Genomic DNA, 17,700 nt, shown 5'->3' with positions numbered 1-17,700 from the left:
ATCACCGGCGTCCCGCCTCGTCTGTTGTGGGCTCAGATCAGCTCAGCTGTTGGTCGCGGTTCCACTGCCGTGCGCGTAGGCGCCGTTGCCCGCACTACCGAAGCCGAACCAGAAGTAGTAGGTCCGATTGTTCGTCACCGGCGTCCAGCAGTAGTGGTAGGTCTGGCCGTCGTAGGGCCACGGCACCGGCGAACCGATCTGGATGTCCGAACCGAGGCTGATGTCCTCGTACAGCTTCACCGTCAGCGTGTTCGCGTACGGACTGCCGGAGGTCAGATCGACCGCGAGCCACGTGCACACCTTACCGTTCGTCGTGGTGAACCGCCGCGACTCGAGTCCCCATGAGACGTCGAACGTGTAGTTGAACGGCAAGGAATCGACGAAGGGGCCGACCTGACCAGTCGTGGCGCCCTCGCCGAAGTAGTACGTCGGCCCGTCCACCTTCGGCACCTGCCCAGGCTGCACCAGCGTCGGACGCACCTCGCCGGAACCCGAGTCAGCCGGTGCCGCACTGGCCGGCGAAACGAACGACAGCGTTCCGAACGTCGCGGCCAACACCAGCACCGCCAGCTTCCGCATTCCCACCTTCGCTACTTTGTGCAACCTCCTCGTTACTCAGAGACATGAGCCGTAAGTATGTCTGACCTGCCATCAATAATCAAGTCCGTCAATATTTGGTTTGATGTGGCCATCTGATTGCGTTTGTTAAGCCCTTGCTGAGGGATCAGCGCTTCCGTTCCCAACCGTCGGCGATGAGCTGTGCCACGTGGAGGTACTGGCCACACGACCGCTCGGCACCCCCAAATCAACTACTTAGCGCGTTGACCTTGCAACCCTGGGTGCGACGTTCGTATGGTGCCGGTCGTGGCGCTCATCTATGCGTTTCAGGACAAGGACGGCACCTGGCACGGCGACCCCGACAGGACCCACCGTGGCATGGGACCGGCGACGTACGCGGCGTTGACGTTCCATCCCGGACCGGACGACCCGGGGGCCGACAGCCGCTTCGCCGGACAGACGCTGCGCGTCGCGGTGGCCAGCATCCACGAGCGGGTGGCCGGCGACGTCGCGTACCGGCTCGACGACGGCACGGTCCACTACGCCACCTACGACGTCGACGAGCTGCTGTTCGGCGTCGACCTCCACCAGTCGCCCATCAGCTCCTGGCCGCCGGCCGCACCGTACGACCCGGCCCCGGCCAGGCCCGCCACAACGACGCCAGCACCGGTGGCGAATCCGGTGCCGGTGGTGCTGTCGTGGGATGTCAGCGACGCCGGCCTGCACTACACGCTGACCCTCACCGCCGGCATGGACGGCCCGACCGTCGAGGTAGTCGGCGCCGACGACGCCGGCCAGCTCATCGCCCACCTCGCCGGGCACCTGCCCGGCGGTGACCTGTCCCTGGTGGCCCGGTTGTTCCTCGCCGCCGCGACCAACCCCGGCGCGTCCGCCCGGGTCCCCTCACCCCGGCGTCCCCGGGCCTGGTCAGAGCAGGAAACCGCGTACGTGGCCAGCCGCCACCACGACGGAGTCGACCCCGAGACCATCGCCGCCGAACTGGACCGCACCGCCAACAGCATCCGCTACAAGCTGCACGCCCTGGGCCTGGGGCCGTGGCCCGGCCCGAACAGCAGCCGCCCGCCCGCCGCCCCGCCCCACACGCCGGCGTACACGATGGAAGACCTGCGCAAGGTCCACCCCAACTCCCACAAGCCGTGGGAACCCGAAGACGACGAACGGCTCGCCCAACGCGCCGCGCAGGGCGCGAGCATCCCCGACTTGATGGCCGAGTTCGGACGCAACCACGGCGCGATCACCTCCCGCCTGGCACGGGTGCGCCCACCAGGCGCGCCCAGCCCGCCAGCACTCGCTCCCTAACAACTCCTAACTCTTCGAGCGTTGGAGTCGTCGGCGCCAGCAGATGATGGCGCAGGCGAGGGTGAGGAACGCCTGAGTTAGCGGCTGGGTTCCTCGCCTCTGGAGGCTCCGCGGCTCGACTTCGGTGGCGTCGACTCGGCGTCGCGTACCGCCGGCTGCCGGGGTAGGGACTGACGGGTGCTGGTCGGGAAGGCCTGCGCGGCCGCCGTGATCCCGGGAGAGACGTCGACGATCTGAGGCAGCGGAGTCTGCGGGTCGGTGAGGGGTGCCGCGAGCCGGACGATGTTCCGGAGTTCTCCGTACCACTCGGGGCCCATCTCGTCGGTGAGCTGCTTGACTGTGGCCGCGAACTTCTTGGTCTCCTCCGGGGTCCATGGTCGCTGGCGCTCAGCGTCGATGGCCGCGGCGGTGCCGGCCGGCCAGCGCCAGGCGCCGGTGGCGTCGAGATAGTTGATGTGCAGCTGGTGGTTGCCGCGCCGGTAGACGGTGGCGACGTCGACCACCCGCGCCCGGTCGATAGCCTCGGCGGCCTGGCGGACCCCCTGGTAGGAGGCGTCGTGGTTGTCCCGAGCGGTCAACCTGCCGTGGCCGAGCTTCTGGACCTGGTCGTGATAGCGGTGGACGATGCCGAGTCGGCTGAGCGGCTCGGGCACCGCCATGATCGCGGCCTCCACCCGGTAGCCTGCCGCGCGGAACATCGCTGCGGGTTCCAGGAAGTCTCCGGGGTCCCGCATCGTCGTCTCGATGATCGTGTCGACTCGCCGGTCGATGAGGTACTGCTCGGCGGCGGCCATCCACCGGCGTCCATCCATGCTGGTGTACGGCGCGGCGTTGCGGTCGTCCTCGCGCAGCAGCCTGCTGTACTCAGGGTGGTAGGGCTTGTAGAAGTCGGAGTTGACCACGATCGCGCCGCCGCGCTGATCGAGTTCGCGCTTGACCGACTCGGTGGTCATGGTCTTGCCCGCGCCGGGCTGCCCGGCGACGAAGACGACCACCGGCTGGTCTTGGGAGACCCCGTGGGCGAGTTCCTCCGGCGCGATCTCCTCGCGGAAGATCTGCTGCGACTGTTCCTCGGGAAGCAGGTAGCGTCTCGGGTCGATCGGCATCAGGCAGCGCGCCGACCGAGTTGCTCTGCCAGGTTCCGGTAGTGCTGCGTGGCGTCGGCGATCGCTTGGTGGTCGGTCGGTCGCAGCTCGTTACGTGCGGCGATGCACTGCTTCCGTAGGTTGATCAGCTCTGCTACCGCGGCGTCGTTGTCCTGCTGCCGAGCGGTGGCGATGAGCGGGGTGATGGCGGCGACCGCCTGGCTGACCGCCTCGATAGCGACCTCGTAGGAAACGGACTCGGTCGAGTCCCACTCGAACTGGCCCAGGTTGGCCAGCACGGACTGTTCGGTCACGGCTCGTACCTCCTAGTCACTCAGGGTCAGAATATCGGAGGTGATCAAGGTGTAGCGGGTGCGGGTGATGCTGCGGAATCAGAGGCTATCGGCGTCGGGAAGCTGCGCGAGCACCTCCGGTGGCGCCGGCTCGACGGGTAGCGGCCGGGGTTCGGTGTGCTTGTCAGGGCTGCACCTGCTGAACGGCCCGTACTCGGCGGCCAGCGCGGCGAGGTGGGGGTCGAGGTGGTCGCGCCACCAGATGCTCATGCCGGTGCCCGCTGGGACCCCCACGGCCGCACCGACTGGACCCTCACCCCCGACGACGCCCCGCCGGAGCCGACTCCATGACCCTGCCGCAGCCTGGACCGGCCGGTGACCCGGTTGCCGACCTCAACGCCCTGCTGGGCCAGCTCGCCGGTGACCCGGACGTGACGCCGCCGGCCGCCACACCGCCAGCCGGCGACGACGCCGCACCGGAGCCGGCCTACCGCAACGTCGAGGCGTTCGTCGCCGACTACCTCGCCCACGTCGTCGAGCGGCGCCTCGCCTCCGGACCCACCAGCGGGGTGAACTGGTGCCCCCGCTGGTGGGCGCACCCCGAGGCGATCTCCCGCCTGTACGCGCTGTGGCGAGCCTGGGAAACGCTGCGGGTCAGCGACCCCCAGGATCGAGGCGCGGATCGCCTCGGCGTGCGGCCCGTCTTGCCAGGGTGCGGTGCGGGCGAGCGCGGGTGGGGCGCCGGAGGCGTAGACGACCATCCGGCCTCGGGGTAGGGCGTGTAGGTCGGAGACGTCGAGGATGCGTTGGCGGCGGGTGGCGTGGGAGACGGACCGTTGGCCCCATCCGGATCCGCTGCTGCTGGTGGAGCGGGTGGTGACGTCGTGCTCGCCGATGAGTTTGGAGAGTTCTTCGAGCCAGTCGGGGTCGGCGACGCCGCCGCCGTAGGTGCGGACGTTCGCCGCGGACCAGAGTTTGCGCATGCCTTCGCGTCCCCATACGTCGACGCCTTGGGGGTAGGACTGCAGGATCGTGATGATGGGCAGGCCGTGGGAGCCGTAGTAGGAGTAGAGGTTGGGCAGCTGTCGGAGGCGGCAGATGTTGGCGGCTTCGTCGAGGATGCTCAGCAGCGGCGGGTCGAGGCGCCGGCCGGGGCAGGTGCGGGCGCGTAGCTCGCCGGCGTGTAGGACGGCGTCGGTGAGGGCGGCGACCAGTGGGGCGGGGGAGCCGGGGCCGCCCTGGGAGAGCAGGTAGAGCACGTCGGTGCTGGCCGCGAACGCGGCCGGGTCGATCTCGAGGACCCCGCCGCGCGTGGGTGGGGTGACCCAGGCGGTGACGGCGGGTTCGGTGAGGCACGTGAGCATTTTTTGGGCGCCGGCGTAGATGCCGCCGCGGGTCTTGTCGGGCATGTTGACCACCCCGGACACCGCGTCGGCGGGCAGGTCGAAGCCGTGTTCGCGCAGCAGCATTGCGGGTTCGTCGTCTCGGGGGCTGACGGCCCACCGGTACGCGGCGAGGATGTCGCGGCCGGACACGGCGGCCGCGAGGAGCAGGTTTGCCACCAGCTCTTCGGAGCTGGGGTCGAAGAAGGCGTCGCGGCTGACGCCGGGTTCGCGTTCGGCGGAGGCGAAGTGTTCGGCGAGGCGGCGGGCGTCGGTGATGGTGGCGACTGCGCGCAGGGGGTTCCACCACATGCCCTGCTTGGGTCCGAGGATGTGCTGCGGGTCGAACGCCCAGACGGTGCCGCGGGCGGCGCGGATGTCGCGGGTGGCGTCGACGATGTCGCCTTTGACGCTGGTGACCAGGGTCGGGCCGGGGGCGGCGACGATGGCGGGGATCGCCCGGCAGGTGGTCTTGCCGGTTCGTGGGCCCCAGATGTCGACGGCCATGTCCTCCCAGGACTGGCGCAGCGGCATGCCGCCGGCGACGGTGTGGGCGATCAGCACGCCGAGCTGGTCGGGGTCGGGCCGGTCGACGTCGGCGAGGCTGGGCCGTAGCCGCCGGCCGCTGTCGGCGACGCCCTTCGGGCCCAGGTGCGCCAGGTCGGCGCGGCTGGCCATGCGTCGGGCGGCCGAGTCGACGCGGGTGCGCCGCCGACGAGCCCACCGCCAGGCGGTGACCCCGCCGACGGCCAGCAAGACCAGGACGGTCACCTCGGCGACGGCGATGAGGGTGCAGGTGGTGGTCCAGGTGATGTCACCGCGCAGCACCGCGGCGGCGACCTGGATCGGTCCGCCGCCGGTGTATCCGGGCGGGCGGGCCAGCACGACGGGCAGCCACGCGCCGCTGGCGAGGACCAGGACCGCGGCGGCGATACCACCGGCGATCAGGCCCGCGTCGCCGTGGCCGCCGCGCGGCCCGGCGGGCCGGCTCACGTCATCGTCCAGCGGAAGTCGGTGTTGCCGAGCCGCATCTCCGTCTCGGTGGGTTCCAGGTGCACCGGGATACCCGGCCGTGACCCGACCTTGATCAGGAAGTTTCCGCGACCGACGGTGCCGCTGCCCTCGGCGGCCGTCCACGACGGCGGCGCCGACCAGGACAGCACCTCGCGCCGCTCGGCCTGCGACAGCGGCCGAACCCGGGAGACCGCGTCGAGTTCCTGCTCGGAGCAGGGACCGATCATCAGCACCGCGGAGCGTTCGGCGAAGCCGCGGGCCTTGGCCCGGTCGTGGGCGGTGGGCAGCGCCTCCAGGTCGGCCAGGCTGTGGGTGATGAAGGCGGTGCCGGTGCCCTTCTGCCGGTTGAGCCGGGTGAGTCCGTCGGCGCGGTCGACCAGGCCGTGGCCGACGCGCAGCGCCCGCCACAACTCATCCAAGACCGTGAAGAAGGTGCGGGCCGGGGCCAGGCCGAGGTCGGCCATCAGGTGCGCGGCCTCCACCTGGGCGAAGCCGTAGGACCAGGTCGACAGCAGGGTGGCGGCGGTGCGCAGCTCGTCGGTGTCGTCGATGCTGGAGATGTCGACGCACACGGCCGGGGTGTCGAGGCGGATCGGCGTGGTGGTCTGCCCCTCGAAGGTCGTGCCGAGCGGGCCGTGCAGCAGCGCCAGCAGGGTGCGGTGCAAGCCGGCGACGTCCTCACGGAACCGGGGGACGTCCCCGTCTTCCTGCCACAGCGTGACCGCGCGGACCTCGGCCGGGGCGTCGCGGATGACGCGCAGGACGTCGGAGAGCACCGGTGGGGTGTCGGTCTCCCGCTCGGCGAGGTAGCGCAGCGCGGCGGCGAGGACGGTGGTCTCGTCGGAGGTGACAGGCCCGCGCCGCACGAGGGTGGACAGGGCGACGAGCATGTTGAGCCGCCGGTCGGTGACTGCGGCGCGCACGACGGCGCCGGTGCGCTCGTCAACGCGGTCGAGGACCTGCCGCCACGGGCCCGCATCGAGGGGGTTGATGCGGTCCAGGCCGGGCCCGATGCGCAGCACCTGCCCGCCGAGGGCGCGGACCAGTTCGGGCGTAGTCGGGTTTGAGGTCGCCGAGGATCAGCGGGGTGACGCCCTGGGCGGTGAGGCCGAGGACCATCCGCCGTACCGCCGTGGATTTGCCCATGCCGGGTTCGCCCTCGATCCACACCGACGGGTTGTTGATCAGCCGGGCGCGGGTGTACCAGGAGATCGGGTCGAAGCAGACCGCCGAGCCGGTGTAGAGGTGCCGGCCGACCGGTACGCCGATCATCGGCGTCGACGCGCCGGTGCCGAACGGGTACAGGCCGCACACCTGCCGGTCATCGCCGCTGTCCTAGAAGGGGATCGTGGCGTGGGTGGGCAGGACCACGCCGGCGGGCAGGCCGGCGGCGAACCCGGCGGCCTGGCAGCCGTACATCGGCCGGATCGTCAGGCGGGCCTCGCCGGCGCGGGCCCGGATGATGCCGGTGGCCTCGTCGAGCTGGGTGTCGTCGGCGACGGTGGCGGTGACCAGCACGGTGAAGCGGACGACGCCGGCGCCGGTGGCCTCTTCCTGGGCGGCCTGGTCTGCGGCGGCCAGGTCGGTGAGGACCCGGGCGCTGGGCCGCGGCTTCTTGGCGGCCATGAACCGAGCGTCGCGCTTGTCGGCCTCCACGAGCCGCGCCGCGTCGGCGGGGGAGTACGGCCGGTAGACCATGGTGACCCGCTTGCGCAGCAGTTGCGGGTCCGGGTCGGTGAGCCGGGCGAACAGCCGCGAGTACACCACCCCACGGGGGGCCTCGACCATGCACCAGGTGCGCGACACCCCGGAGTCATGCCGGTAGGAGTCCCAGCTTTCCCGGGTGGCCACCGGCCCGGGCTGCGTCCAGTCGGGGGTGAGCTGCGGGTCGCGGGCGAGGTCCAGGGCGGCGTCCGGGTCGTAGGCGGCGCGCACCACCGCGGCGAGGCTGCGGGCGGACATCGGCACGATGCCGGCGCCGGTGGCGCCGGTCAGCCCGGCGTGCAGGTGCGGCAGCCGGGCGGCGACCTCCCGGCAGACGTCCTCGTGCGACATCGACCGGCCGGGCGGGGCGGTGTAGGTCAGCGACACGCGGGTGTCGACGGCCGCCGACCCGGCCGGATATGAGCGTACGACGTCGTCGAGGACCTGCAGGGCCAGCGACGGGGCGTCGGGTCGAGACGTGGCGGTGACCTCGGCGGCCAGGCGGGTGCCCGGGTCCGGGGTGGTCTCGACGGTGACCTGTGCCTGCACGAGCTGCGGCTCACGCGACAGGGCCGCCAGCCAGGACGCCAGGTGCCCGACGCGGGCGTCGATGACGGCCTGGTCGACCAGGTCCATGCCCTCGGGCGCGCACCGCAGGGTGACGGTGTAGTGCCGGCTCTGCGGCACCACGACGACCGCGACGAGCCCGGACCGTCCGGTCTCCACCTCGTACACCTCGGAGCGGGCCAGCACCCCGGGCAGCTGGTGCGCGGCGGTGACCCGGGACGCCACCCCGGACACGTACACGTGGTGGCGGCGGGCCCGCGCCAGCCACCACGCGATCGTCGACGAGGCGGGGATGACTGTTCGCACGCGGGGCGCCACAACGCGGCTGCCGTGGAGTTCGGTGGAGATGGTGACGGCGGTGAAGATCGGCAACGACTGGAAGAATCCGATGTTGGAGATCCGGGTGGCGCCTGGTGTGCGGATCAGGAGGCGCTTCGGCCTTAAGCACGAGGGCCGGCGGGTGTACGGCCTGCTGTTTCTGGAGAACTTCACTGTTCCGCCCGAGCAGGTGGTCGCCGTTGTGGACAAGTACAGCGGTGGCAAGGTCGACGCGCAGGACTACCTCAACATTCGGGCGGGCAAGCGGGCGGTCGCCCAATGGTTGATCGAACAGCAGCGCACCCGTGACCGGTCCGACGACGAAACGGGCGAGGACGAATAGCCCTCAGACGTCGTGACTGAATCAACTGACAAACGCTTGTCGACTCCTGCCGACCTCTCTGTGGCAGCTCAGGTATACGACACGCCGAGCGGATCACACCTCAGCCAGCCACGAAGCCTCGGTCACCCAACGGGCAGGTGCCGGTCCAGCCAGCGCACGGCGTCGTCGACGGTGGTCACCGTAGCGGGCGGGGTGGCCGGCGCGGGCCGGTCGATCATCAGCACCGGTAGGCCCAGGTGCCGGGCGGCGGTCAGCTTCGCCTCGGTGAGCGCGCCACCGCTGTCCTTGGTGACGACCACGTCGATGCGGTGCTCGCGGATCAGGGCGGTCTCCCCGTCGACGGTGTAGGGGCCACGACTGCGCAGCAGCCGTACGTGCGCCGGCACCGGCTCGTCCGGGGCGTCCACCACCCGGGCGAGGAACCACAGGTCGGCCAGGGGAGCGAACGCGGCCAGGCTCTGCCGGCCGGTGGTCAGCAGCACCCGCCACCCCAACGTGGGCAGTGCCGCGACGGCGGCGGGCAGGTTCGGCACCCGGTGCCAGCGGTCGCCGGGCTGGGCCGTCCAGCCCGGACGCTCCAGCCGCAGGTGTGGCACGCCCGCCGTGGCGGCCGCCTCGATGCCGGAGACCCGCATCCGGGCCGCGTACGGGTGGGTGGCGTCGACCACCGCGTCGATCCGGTGCTCTTCCAGCCAGGCGGCCAGGCCGGCCGCGCCGCCGAAACCGCCGATGCGCACCTCACCGACCGGCAGCCGGGGCTCGGCCACCCGCCCGGCCAGCGAGGAGACGACCGCGACGTCCGGCCGGGTGGTCACCGCCGCCGCGAGGGCGCGGGCTTCGGCCGTCCCGCCGAGGATCAGCAGCAGCCGCCCCGGGACGCGGCGCGCTTCACGGCGGTCGGGGACCGTCGGGTCGGGATTGTCGTCGCGGGTCATACGGCCCCTTCTTCGGTGGTCGCCAGTAGGGCCGCCAGTTCGGCGGCGGAGCGGGGGCGGGCCCGGGACAGGTGGGGCAACCGGTCGATCAGCCGGTGCACCAGGGGAGCCCAGGCGGGTGTCAGCCGCGCCGCCGCGAGCAGATCCGGGTCGGCCAGCGCCTCGGTGGTCGGCACCCGGCGCACCCCGCCGCCGGCCACGACCACCACCTCGTCCGCCCACCGGAACGCGAGGTCGACGTCGTGGGTGGAGACCAGGATGGTGGTCCCGGCGGCGTGCAGGTCGTCGAGGGTACGCAGCAGCGCCTCCACGCCGGCCGGATCGAGTCCGGCGGTCGGCTCGTCGAGGATCAGCAGCTCCGGCCGGAGCGCCACCGCCCCGGCGATGGCGACCCGCTTGCGTTGGCCGTACGACAGCAGATGGGTGGGACGGTCGGCCAGCGCGGTGACCTGCAACGCGGCCAGTGCCTCGTCGCAGCGTTGCCGCACCTGCCCGGGGTCCAGGCCGAGGTTCACCGGCCCGAACGAGACGTCCTGGCGGACGCTGGCGGAGAACAACTGGTCGTCGGGGTCCTGGAGCACCAGCTGCACCCGCTGCCGCAGCTCCAGCAGGCCCGAGCGGGTGCGGCGCACGAGGCTGCCGGCCACCTCGATCCGCCCGGCGTCCGGGGCGAGCGCGCCGACCGCGAGTCGGAACAGGGTGGTCTTCCCGCCGCCGTTGGGCCCCACCACGGCCAGCCGCTGGCCGGGCAGGACGGCCAGCTCGACACCGGTGAACACGGGCTGGCGGGGCTGGTAGGCGAAGTCCACCCCGGACATCCGCAGCAGCGGTTCGGTCATCGCCACCGTCCACCCGAGAGGACCGTCAGCGTGACGATCGCCGTCAGCAGTGCGACGGTCGCGACCACGAAGGGCGGGGAGAGCCGTCGGACCTCCACCTGCACCGCCAGCGAGCCGGTGTAGCCCCGTACCGCCAGGCCCTCCTCGAGCCGGCGGGCCCGGGTGAAGGCCCGGACGAAGATCGCCCCGGCCTGCCCGGCCAGGGACCGGTACGTCGTGCGCCAGGTCCGGTAGCCCAACCGCGCCGCCTGCGCCTCCCGTACCGCACGCACGCTGTCGACCAGCAGGAACAGCATCCGGTACGTCAGCGCGGCGACCTCGGTCACCGCCGACGGCACGCCGAGCCGGACCAGCCTCGGCAGGACGTCGGAGAGGGGAGTGGTGGCACTGAACAGCAGCAGGCACAGCAGGGCCGCCGCCGCCCGGCCGGTGGTCGTCACGGCCACCCCGACCCCGGCCGGGTTCCAGCCGAGCCGGGTCGGGGAGTGCACGGAGACCAGCAGGGGCAGCGCGGAGGTGGCGATGAACAGCGCCGGCATCCGGGCCGCCCGCAACAGCACCGGCACGGGCACCCGGGCCGGACCGACGAGCAGCAGCGCGGCGGCGCTGCCCGCCAACGCGGCTCCCGGCCAGGTGGGCAGGATCACCGCGCAGCCCAGCAGGCCCAGCGCCAGCAGTGCCTTCTCGCCCGGGTGCCGTAGCCGCCAGGGACCGGTGTGCGCGGCGACGTCGAGGGCGAACACTAGTCGGCGGAGGCGTTGGTGTCGCGCAGCCGCTGCCGGGTGCGGGCGACCCCGAAGTAGTAGCCGAGGAAGCCGGCGCCCACCGCCGCCTGGAGGGCGAACAGGCCCGACTCGATCTCGGCGGAGGGCGGCTCGTAGATGGCGGAGAACCACGGCTCGTAGTCCGGGTGGTCGGTGACGATCGCCTCCTCCGCCTGGGCGTCGGCGCCCGCGAACGGCTCCTCGGCCGATCCGCCGAGCCCGAGCAGCAGCGGGGCCGCGGCCAGCGCGATCACCACCAGCAGCAGGAACAGGTTGACCCGTCCGAAGCGCTTCACGCCGCTACCTCCTGGGGCTCGCGCAGCACGCCGAGGCGCCGCAGCTCGTCTCCGCTGACCCGGGTGAGCAGCCGTACCACCAGCACCGACAGCAGTCCCTCGCTGATCGCGAGGGGAATCTGGGTGACAGCGAAGATCCCGGCGAACTTCGCCACCGCGCCGGGGAAACCGGACGCCGGGTCGGGGAACGCCCACGCGAGCTGCACGCTCGTGACGCAGTAGGTCGCCAGGCCGCCCAGCGCGGCGGCCAGGAAGACCGCCACGTCGAGCCCGCCGCCGAGGCGGCGGGTCAGCACATAGACGCCGTAGGCCACCCAGGGGCCGACGACGGCCATCGAGAAGACGTTGGCACCGAGGGTGCTCAGCCCGCCGTGGGCCAGCAGGACCGCCTGGAACAGCAGCACGAGGCCACCGAGGACGCTCATCACCGGGGGCCGGAACAGCACCGTGCCGAGGCCGGTGCCGGTGGGGTGGGACGAGGATCCGGTCACCGACGGGATCTTGAGGGCCGACAGCGCGAAGGTGAAGGCACCCGCCGCTCCCAGCAGCAACTTGGATTCGGGGTCCTGCCGGACCTGCCGGACCAGAGCCCGGCTGCCGTGGACGACGAAGGGTGCGGACGCTGCGAACCATGCCGCTGCCTGCACCGGGGGTAGGTACCCCTCGGCGATGTGCATCGAAGACCTTCCTCTCCAGCACCTCGTGGACGAGATCCGTGCATCAAGGCCGGTCTCCTGGCTCCCGGATCGATGCTTCCCCCGGCCTTCCCAGGCCGTCGGCCTAGTGGCGCAAGTCGGAGGTCACTCCCCGGTCACAGTGGCGAGGGCCGCGCCGGTCTTCCACCGGCTTCCCGAGCACCTTGACGGCGAGAGGCTATCGACCCGCCACCCGGCGGGGCAAGCGGCCCGTCCCTCCGTGGCCGCTGTTGCACATCATTGGCAACTGCGTAAGGATGGCCTCTGCGGTGCGTCGGCCACCGCGGCACGTCGTCGACCAGGAAAGAGGAGCCCCTTGGGGTCTGCGCGAATGGTGACGATGGTCGCCACCGGTCTTCTCGCCCTGTCCGCCTGTTCGACCCCGACAGCCACCTCCACGGCCGCTGGTGCCGACACCCTCGTGGTGGCGACGGCGGGCGAGCCGGACACGCTGAACCCGGTGCTGAACTACGGCGTCGACGGCGGTTCGCTCATCTTCGACGGCCTCGTCGCCCGCGACGCCCGCAACCAGCTCGTGCCGGCCCTGGCCCGGGATCTGCCGACCGTGTCGGCCGACGGGAGAACGGTCACGGCGAAGCTGCGCGACGGGGTGGTCTTCCACGACGGCAGTCCGCTGACCGCGCAGGACGTCGCCTTCACCTACCGGGCGGTGCTGGACCCGAAGGTCGACTCGACGCTCCGGTCCGACCTGGACATGCTCGCCTCCGTGGCCGCACCCGACCCGTCGACCGTGGTCTTCACCCTCCGGTACGCCTACGCGCCGTTCCTCCAGCGCCTCGCGCTCGGCATCGTGCCGGCGAAGGCCCTCGCCGGGCAGGACGTCAACAAGGCCGCGTTCAACCGCAGGCCGGTGGGCACCGGCCCGTACCGGGTCACCTCCTGGACCCCGGGCGACCGGCTGGTGCTCGCCGCCAACGAGCGGTACTGGGGCGGCCGACCGGCCAACTCCGGGGTGGTGGTGGCCTTCGTCCCCGACGACAACGTCCGCGCCCAGCGGACGCGGGCAGGGGAGTTCGACGTCGCCGAGCTGGCCCCGAAACTGGCGGTCGGTTTCGACGGGCGGGCCGGCTACCAGGTGCAGCGGGTTCCCACCGCCGACTACCGGGGCGTCATGCTGCCGATGGGCGGGCCGGTCACCGGAGACCCGGCCGTGCGGAAGGCGCTGCACGCGGCGGTCGACCGTTCGGCGATGGTGGCCGGTGTGCTCGGCGGGGCCGGGGAACCGGCGTTCGGGCCGATCCCGCCGACGTCGGAGTTCGCCGAGCCGTCCATCGCCGGCAAACCGGCCGCCGACCCGGCCGCCGCCACCGCCGCCCTCGACGCGGCCGGCTGGAAGCCCGGCCCGGACGGCGTCCGCGTCAAGGACGGCCGCCAGGCGGCGTTCTCCCTGATGTACCCGGCCGCCGACAGCCTGCGCAAGGAACTCGCCCTGGCGGTGACCGCCGACGCGCGGAAGGTCGGCATCAGGATCACTCCCGAGGGGCTCACCTGGGACGCGATCACCCCCCGGATGGGGACCGACGCGCTGGTCATGGGGTTCGGCACACCGTACGACCCGGACTTCGTCTCCTTCAAGCTGTTCACGTCGACCTTCGCCGGCCAGGGCTTCTTCAACCCCGGCTCCTACCGTTCCCCGGTGGTCGACCGGGCGCTGCGCGACGCCCGCGCCAACGCCGAACCGGCCGCCCGCCGGGCCGCGTACGCGACGTTCCAGAAGCAACTCGCCACCGATCTGCCCTGGGTGTTCCTGACCTATCTCCAGCACACCTACGTGGTGCGCGACGGTGTCAGCGGGGTGACCCCCCGGGTGGAGCCGCACGAGCACGACGTGGCCAACAGCCTCTGGTGGAACATCCACACCTGGACGAGGACATCGTGACCGCGCCCGCTCCGGCGAAGGCCCCGACCGCTCGGCGTCCCCGCCGGCTGGCGGGCGCCGGTGCGGTCGTCCGCCGCCGGTTGCTGGTGGCCGTGCCGATCCTCGCCGTCACCAGCGTCGGCATGTTCGCGCTCGGCGCGGCCTCGCCGATCGACCCCGCGCAGCAGTACGCCGGTGCCGCCGCCTTCACCGCGAGCGAGGAGAACCTCGCCCAGATCCGGGCCAACTGGGGCGTCGACGACCCGCTGCCGGTGCAGTACGCCCGCTGGGTGGGCAACCTGCTCCGGGGCGACCTGGGCTGGTCGACCAGCCGGCACGAGCCGGTCGCGTCGGTGCTCGCCGCCCGCGCCGGATGGACCCTCCTGCTGGTTGCCCTCGCCCTCGCCCTGGTCCTGGTGGCGAGCCTGGTGCTGGGCACCCTTGCCGCATACCGGCGCGGTGGGTGGTTCGACCGTGCCCTGCGGGCCACCGCCTACGCCGTGCAGTCGATGCCGGTCTTCTGGATCGGGTTGGCCGCGATCGCCGTGTTCGCCCTCACCCTCGGCTGGCTGCCCGCCGGTGGCCTCACCGACGTCGCGGCCACCGGCACCGATCCCGCCGACGTGGCCCATCACCTGGTCCTGCCGGTGACGGTGCTGGCGCTGTCGCAGGCCCCGTGGTTCGTCCTGTTCATCCGCGACGCGGTCGCCGACAGCCTCCGCGACGACCACGTGCTCGCCGCCCGGGCCCGGGGCCTGCCCGGCCGGACGGTGCTCTTCGGCCACGCGCTGCGTACCGCGTTGCTGCCGTTCCTGACGCTGGTCGGCACCCACCTGCCCGAGATCGTCGGCGGTGCCGTCCTGGTGGAGACGGTGTTCTCCCTGCCCGGCCTGGGCGCGGTCACCGTGCAGGGCGCGCTGGGCAGCGATTTCCCGCTGCTGGCCGCGATCACCCTGGCCACCACCGTCGTGGTGCTGGCCGCGAACCTGGCCACCGACCTCGCCTACGCCGCCGCCGACCCCCGGGTGCGCCTCGATGACTGACCTCGCGCCGCGGATCCGCGCCGTCCGCGTCCGGCGACCGGGACACCCCGGACGCGGTGGCGTGCTCGTCGCCGCCGCCATCCTGGCCGTCGCGGTCGTCGCCTGCCTGCTCGCTCCCGTCCTCTGGCCGCTGGACGAGAGCGCGGTGGACCTCGCCCGCACCCGGCTCGCCCCCTCTCCCGCGCACCCGGCCGGCACCGACGACCTGGGCCGCGACGTGCTCCACCGCAGTCTCTACGGCCTGCGCGTGTCACTGCTCGTCGGAGCGGTGGCCGCGCTGGTCGCCGCCGTCATCGGCGGTTTCGTCGGCGCGGTCGCCGGCAGCCTCGGCGGCTGGGTCGACCGGGTGCTGATGCGGACCGTCGACACCATCGCCGCGCTGCCGCACCTGCTGCTGGGCATCTTCATCGTGGCGATGCTGCGTCCCAGCCTCGGCGCGGTGATCCTGTCCATCGGACTGACGCACTGGCTCTCCACCGCCCGTATCGTCCGCTCCGAACTGCTCAGCCTGCGGAACCGCCCGTTCGTCGACGCCGCCGTCGCCGGTGGTGCCAGCCGGACCCGGGTGCTCACCCGGCACCTGCTGCCGCACGTGCTGCCCCGCCTGGCGTTGGCCACCACGCTGATGGTGCCGCACGCCGTCTGGCACGAGACCGCCCTGTCCTTCCTCGGTCTCGGCCTGCCCCCGCACCTGGCCTCCCTCGGCAACATGATCAACGACGGGCAGCGGTCCCTGCTCACCGGCGCCTGGTGGGCCAGCCTGGTCCCCGGACTGCTGCTGGTCGTCGTCACACTGGCCCTGGCCACCCTCACCGGCCGGTGGCGCGACCGCCTCGACCCCCGCGTACGAGCGGAGCTGAACCTGTGACCGCCACCCGTGCCGCACCCGCCACGACCCGCACCCGCACCCGCACCGACGATCCCGCCCTGCTGGAGGTCGACGGGCTGACCGTCCGCTTCCGGCTCCGGGACGCCGTGGTGCAGGCCGTCACCGACCTGCACCTGACTGTCCACCCGGGGGAACTGCTCGCCGTGGTGGGGGAGTCCGGCTGCGGCAAGTCCGTGCTGGCCCACGCCCTGCTGGGCCTGCTCCCCGGAAACGCCACGGTCACCGGGCGGGCCCGGCTCCGCCCGCCCGGCGGGGACGTGGTCGACCTGGTCGGCTGCGGCGAGCGCCACCTCGCCCGGACCGTACGGGGGCGGGCCGTCGGCCTCGTGCCGCAGAGCCCCGCCACCGCGCTCACCCCGGTACGCACCGGCCGGCACCTGCTGGTGGAGACCCTGCGGGCACACGGTCACACCCGGCGCGACGCGCCCGTCGCCGCCGACCGGGTCGCCGTCGACGTCGGGCTGCTCCCCGACGACCTCGACCGCTATCCGCACGAACTCTCCGGCGGCATGGCCCAACGCCTGGCCACCGCGCTCGCGCTCGCCCCCGACCCGCCGCTGCTGCTGGCCGACGAGCCCACCACCGGCCTGGACCGCCCGTTGGTCGACCACACCCTCGACCTGCTGCGCCGACGCTGCGACAGCGGCGCGGCGGTGCTGCTCATCACCCACGACCTCGCCGCCGCCCGCCGTGTCGCCGACACCGTCGCCGTCATGTACGCCAGCCGCATCGTCGAGCACCGGCCCACCGAGGCGCTCTTCGCCGCCCCGGCCCACCCGTACACCGCCGGCCTCCTGGACGCCCTGCCCGACCGCGCGTTCCGCCCGGTTCCCGGCCACCCGCCGATGCTCACCGACCTCCCGGCCGGCTGTGCGTTCGCCCCGCGTTGCGGTCGTGCCACCGACGGCTGTGCCACCCTGCCCGCCGCCGCGACGGTGGGCGACTCCGGTCGGCTCTCCTGTCACCACCCGCTGCCCGCCGGAGCGGTCGCATGACCCCCGCCGGGCTCGCCGCCTGCCAGGTCACCGTTTCCTACGGCCGCCAGCGCGTCCTCGACCGGGTCGACCTGCACGTCGCCCCCGGGGAGACGGTCGGGCTGCGTGGCCCCTCCGGGAGCGGCAAGTCCACCCTGGCCCGGGTCCTCGCCCTGCTGCACGCCCCCGATGCCGGGCACGTCAGCCTCGACGGGCAGCCCGTCGCCGGGGCCCGGCACCGGTTGCCGGCCGCCGTCCGTACCCGGGTCGCGGTTCTCTTCCAGAGCCCCCGCGCCGCGACGGACCCCCGGCTGAGTCTCACCGACATCATCGCCGAGCCACTGCGCGCCACCGGCACCCCGCCGGAGCGGGCCCGGGACCGCGCGGTGGAGCTGGCCGACATGGTAGGGCTCACGCCGGACCTGCTGACCCGCCGCCCGCACGCGGTCAGCGACGGACAGCTGCAACGCGCCTGCCTCGCGCGGGCCCTCGTGCACCAGCCGGGTTACCTGATCTGCGACGAGGCCACCGCGATGCTCGACGCGTCCACCCAGGCCCACCTCGCCGGGGTGGTCACCGCGCACCAGCGGCAGCACGGCACCGGCGTCCTGGTCATCACCCACGATCCGGCCCTGATGGCCCGCTGGGCCACCCGCGTGGTCGACCTGCCCGCCTCGGACGGCATCCGGTCGGCGACCGGCTCGGTGCACTGACCTGGTAGGCGGCCACCCGCTACAGTGGACCGGCCCCGCAGCGCCGTCGGTCTCCGTCGAGGCGTGCGCGTTGCCGGGGCGGCGGTCGT

19 protein-coding genes, 1 pseudogene and 1 riboswitch are annotated in these 17,700 nt (G+C 72.8%); of the genes and pseudogenes, 8 read left to right on the top strand and 12 right to left on the bottom strand.

Annotation, left to right across the window (positions count from 1 at the left end):
- Nucleotides 1–42: 42 nt before the first annotated feature.
- Entirely contained in the window at nt 43–579 is a 537-nt protein-coding gene (locus GA0074694_RS24310) for a hypothetical protein (RefSeq protein ID WP_091462287.1), read from the bottom strand.
- Nucleotides 580–864: 285 nt separating this feature from the next.
- Between GA0074694_RS24310 and GA0074694_RS24305 the strand changes: the two genes are divergently transcribed.
- The gene (locus GA0074694_RS24305) at nt 865–1,878 is read left to right on the top strand and encodes a type III secretion system chaperone family protein (RefSeq protein ID WP_141714264.1); all 1,014 of its coding nucleotides are present in this window, start codon (nt 865–867) and stop codon (nt 1,876–1,878) included.
- A gap of 77 nt (nt 1,879–1,955) precedes the next feature.
- Here the strand turns inward: GA0074694_RS24305 and GA0074694_RS24300 are convergent, their stop codons facing one another.
- From GA0074694_RS24300 to GA0074694_RS24290, 3 genes are all read right to left on the bottom strand, one after another.
- Nucleotides 1,956–2,984 (bottom strand): zeta toxin family protein, encoded by a 1,029-nt coding sequence (locus GA0074694_RS24300; protein WP_091462284.1) that lies wholly within the window; start codon nt 2,982–2,984, stop codon nt 1,956–1,958.
- A complete protein-coding gene (locus GA0074694_RS24295) occupies nt 2,984–3,277 on the bottom strand; it encodes a hypothetical protein (RefSeq protein WP_091462281.1) in 294 nt (97 codons plus the stop codon). The genes GA0074694_RS24300 and GA0074694_RS24295 overlap by 1 nt, the downstream gene beginning before the upstream one ends.
- A gap of 78 nt (nt 3,278–3,355) precedes the next feature.
- Nucleotides 3,356–3,526, bottom strand: a complete 171-nt coding sequence (locus GA0074694_RS24290; RefSeq protein WP_245714883.1) for a DUF4913 domain-containing protein — start codon at nt 3,524–3,526, stop codon at nt 3,356–3,358.
- 77 nt (nt 3,527–3,603) lie between these two features.
- On the opposite strand from GA0074694_RS24290, the gene GA0074694_RS24285 reads away from it, so the two are divergent.
- Nucleotides 3,604–4,032, top strand: coding sequence for a DUF4913 domain-containing protein (locus GA0074694_RS24285; protein ID WP_091463859.1), 429 nt, complete (start codon nt 3,604–3,606; stop codon nt 4,030–4,032).
- Here the strand turns inward: GA0074694_RS24285 and GA0074694_RS24280 are convergent.
- The 3 genes and pseudogenes from GA0074694_RS24280 to GA0074694_RS24270 all read right to left on the bottom strand — a co-directional run.
- Nucleotides 3,976–5,145: pseudogene (locus GA0074694_RS24280) on the bottom strand (type IV secretory system conjugative DNA transfer family protein); the annotation flags it as partial. The gene GA0074694_RS24285 and the pseudogene GA0074694_RS24280 sit on opposite strands and share 57 nt — an antisense overlap.
- 482 nt (nt 5,146–5,627) lie before the next feature.
- Entirely contained in the window at nt 5,628–6,674 is a 1,047-nt protein-coding gene (locus GA0074694_RS24275; RefSeq protein ID WP_245714882.1) for an ATP/GTP-binding protein, read from the bottom strand.
- Nucleotides 6,675–6,987: 313 nt separating this feature from the next.
- The gene (locus GA0074694_RS24270) at nt 6,988–8,229 is read right to left on the bottom strand and encodes an SCO6880 family protein (protein WP_245714881.1); all 1,242 of its coding nucleotides are present in this window, start codon (nt 8,227–8,229) and stop codon (nt 6,988–6,990) included.
- Between GA0074694_RS24270 and GA0074694_RS24265 the strand changes: the two genes are divergently transcribed.
- Nucleotides 8,216–8,584, top strand: coding sequence for a hypothetical protein (locus GA0074694_RS24265; RefSeq protein ID WP_245714880.1), 369 nt, complete (start codon nt 8,216–8,218; stop codon nt 8,582–8,584). The two genes, GA0074694_RS24270 and GA0074694_RS24265, sit on opposite strands and share 14 nt — an antisense overlap.
- Before the next feature lie 122 nt (nt 8,585–8,706).
- Here the strand turns inward: GA0074694_RS24265 and GA0074694_RS24260 are convergent, their stop codons facing one another.
- Genes GA0074694_RS24260 through GA0074694_RS24240 form a run of 5 tightly spaced genes read right to left on the bottom strand, consistent with a single transcriptional unit; the run spans nt 8,707 to nt 12,095 of the window.
- A complete protein-coding gene (locus GA0074694_RS24260) occupies nt 8,707–9,519 on the bottom strand; it encodes a cobalt-precorrin-6A reductase (protein WP_091462279.1) in 813 nt (270 codons plus the stop codon).
- Nucleotides 9,516–10,358 (bottom strand): energy-coupling factor ABC transporter ATP-binding protein, encoded by an 843-nt coding sequence (locus GA0074694_RS24255; RefSeq protein WP_091462276.1) that lies wholly within the window; start codon nt 10,356–10,358, stop codon nt 9,516–9,518. Before GA0074694_RS24255 ends, GA0074694_RS24260 begins: the two co-directional genes overlap by 4 nt.
- Complete coding sequence (gene cbiQ, locus GA0074694_RS24250) at nt 10,355–11,101, bottom strand: cobalt ECF transporter T component CbiQ (RefSeq protein ID WP_091462274.1); 747 nt, start codon at nt 11,099–11,101, stop codon at nt 10,355–10,357. Before cbiQ ends, GA0074694_RS24255 begins: the two co-directional genes overlap by 4 nt.
- Nucleotides 11,101–11,418 (bottom strand): energy-coupling factor ABC transporter substrate-binding protein, encoded by a 318-nt coding sequence (locus tag GA0074694_RS24245; RefSeq protein ID WP_091462271.1) that lies wholly within the window; start codon nt 11,416–11,418, stop codon nt 11,101–11,103. Before GA0074694_RS24245 ends, cbiQ begins: the two co-directional genes overlap by 1 nt.
- Nucleotides 11,415–12,095 (bottom strand): energy-coupling factor ABC transporter permease, encoded by a 681-nt coding sequence (locus tag GA0074694_RS24240; protein WP_091462268.1) that lies wholly within the window; start codon nt 12,093–12,095, stop codon nt 11,415–11,417. Before GA0074694_RS24240 ends, GA0074694_RS24245 begins: the two co-directional genes overlap by 4 nt.
- A 30-nt stretch (nt 12,096–12,125) precedes the next feature.
- Nucleotides 12,126–12,295: riboswitch (cobalamin riboswitch) on the bottom strand.
- A 149-nt stretch (nt 12,296–12,444) separates the two neighbouring features.
- Between GA0074694_RS24240 and GA0074694_RS24235 the strand changes: the two genes are divergently transcribed.
- The 5 genes from GA0074694_RS24235 to GA0074694_RS24215 are packed head-to-tail and all read left to right on the top strand — an operon-like array spanning nt 12,445 to nt 17,611.
- Complete coding sequence (locus GA0074694_RS24235; RefSeq protein ID WP_091462265.1) at nt 12,445–14,013, top strand: ABC transporter substrate-binding protein; 1,569 nt, start codon at nt 12,445–12,447, stop codon at nt 14,011–14,013.
- Complete coding sequence (locus GA0074694_RS24230) at nt 13,980–15,035, top strand: ABC transporter permease (protein WP_245714879.1); 1,056 nt, start codon at nt 13,980–13,982, stop codon at nt 15,033–15,035. Before GA0074694_RS24235 ends, GA0074694_RS24230 begins: the two co-directional genes overlap by 34 nt.
- Nucleotides 15,028–15,903 (top strand): ABC transporter permease, encoded by an 876-nt coding sequence (locus GA0074694_RS24225; protein WP_091462259.1) that lies wholly within the window; start codon nt 15,028–15,030, stop codon nt 15,901–15,903. The genes GA0074694_RS24230 and GA0074694_RS24225 overlap by 8 nt, the downstream gene beginning before the upstream one ends.
- Nucleotides 15,900–16,919, top strand: a complete 1,020-nt coding sequence (locus GA0074694_RS24220) for an ABC transporter ATP-binding protein (protein WP_091462257.1) — start codon at nt 15,900–15,902, stop codon at nt 16,917–16,919. Before GA0074694_RS24225 ends, GA0074694_RS24220 begins: the two co-directional genes overlap by 4 nt.
- Nucleotides 16,916–17,611, top strand: coding sequence for an ABC transporter ATP-binding protein (locus GA0074694_RS24215; protein ID WP_091462254.1), 696 nt, complete (start codon nt 16,916–16,918; stop codon nt 17,609–17,611). Before GA0074694_RS24220 ends, GA0074694_RS24215 begins: the two co-directional genes overlap by 4 nt.
- Nucleotides 17,612–17,700: the final 89 nt, after the last annotated feature.

It is taken from the genome of Micromonospora inyonensis, assembly GCF_900091415.1.
Classification (GTDB): Bacteria; Actinomycetota; Actinomycetes; order Mycobacteriales; family Micromonosporaceae; genus Micromonospora; species Micromonospora inyonensis.
The sequence above is the reverse complement of the archived record's forward strand: the minus strand, read 5'-3'. Positions and strand labels throughout refer to the sequence as shown.